Below are 1,545 nucleotides of genomic sequence, written 5' to 3' on the forward strand. Positions count from 1 at the left end.
CTTATGCGTTGTTGGGTAGGGGAGCGTTCTGTAAGCCGTTGAAGGTGTGCTGTGAGGCATGCTGGAGGTATCAGAAGTGCGAATGCTGACATAAGTAACGATAAAGCGGGTGAAAAGCCCGCTCGCCGGAAGACCAAGGGTTCCTGTCCAACGTTAATCGGGGCAGGGTGAGTCGACCCCTAAGGCGAGGCCGAAAGGCGTAGTCGATGGGAAACAGGTTAATATTCCTGTACTTGGTGTTACTGCGAAGGGGGGACGGAGAAGGCTATGTTAGCCGGGCGACGGTTGTCCCGGTTTAAGCATGTAGGCGGAGGTTCCAGGTAAATCCGGTACCTTTTAACGCTGAGGTGTGATGACGAGGCACTACGGTGCTGAAGTAACAAATGCCCTGCTTCCAGGAAAAGCCTCTAAGCATCAGGTAACACGAAATCGTACCCCAAACCGACACAGGTGGTCAGGTAGAGAATACCAAGGCGCTTGAGAGAACTCGGGTGAAGGAACTAGGCAAAATGGTGCCGTAACTTCGGGAGAAGGCACGCTGATATGTAGGTGAAGTCCCTGCGGATGGAGCTGAAATCAGTCGAAGATACCAGCTGGCTGCAACTGTTTATTAAAAACACAGCACTGTGCAAACACGAAAGTGGACGTATACGGTGTGACGCCTGCCCGGTGCCGGAAGGTTAATTGATGGGGTTAGCGGCAACGCGAAGCTCTTGATCGAAGCCCCGGTAAACGGCGGCCGTAACTATAACGGTCCTAAGGTAGCGAAATTCCTTGTCGGGTAAGTTCCGACCTGCACGAATGGCGTAATGATGGCCAGGCTGTCTCCACCCGAGACTCAGTGAAATTGAACTCGCTGTGAAGATGCAGTGTACCCGCGGCAAGACGGAAAGACCCCGTGAACCTTTACTATAGCTTGACACTGAACACTGGTCCTTGATGTGTAGGATAGGTGGGAGGCTTTGAAGCGTGGACGCCAGTCTGCGTGGAGCCGTCCTTGAAATACCACCCTTTAATGGCTGGTGTTCTAACGTGGACCCGTAATCCGGGTTGCGGACAGTGTCTGGTGGGTAGTTTGACTGGGGCGGTCTCCTCCCAAAGAGTAACGGAGGAGCACGAAGGTTAGCTAATCCTGGTCGGACATCAGGAGGTTAGTGCAATGGCATAAGCTAGCTTGACTGCGAGAGTGACGGCTCGAGCAGGTGCGAAAGCAGGTCATAGTGATCCGGTGGTTCTGAATGGAAGGGCCATCGCTCAACGGATAAAAGGTACTCCGGGGATAACAGGCTGATACCGCCCAAGAGTTCATATCGACGGCGGTGTTTGGCACCTCGATGTCGGCTCATCACATCCTGGGGCTGAAGTAGGTCCCAAGGGTATGGCTGTTCGCCATTTAAAGTGGTACGCGAGCTGGGTTTAGAACGTCGTGAGACAGTTCGGTCCCTATCTGCCGTGGGCGCTGGAGAATTGAGGGGGGCTGCTCCTAGTACGAGAGGACCGGAGTGGACGCATCACTGGTGTTCGGGTTGTCATGCCAATGGCACT

1 rRNA gene is annotated in these 1,545 nt (G+C 53.9%); it reads left to right on the forward strand.

From position 1 onward, the window contains the following. Positions 1-1,545: ribosomal RNA gene (locus ACWKX3_RS24080) — 23S ribosomal RNA — on the forward strand; the annotation flags it as partial.

It is taken from the genome of Enterobacter sp. UPMP2052 (assembly GCF_053709675.1).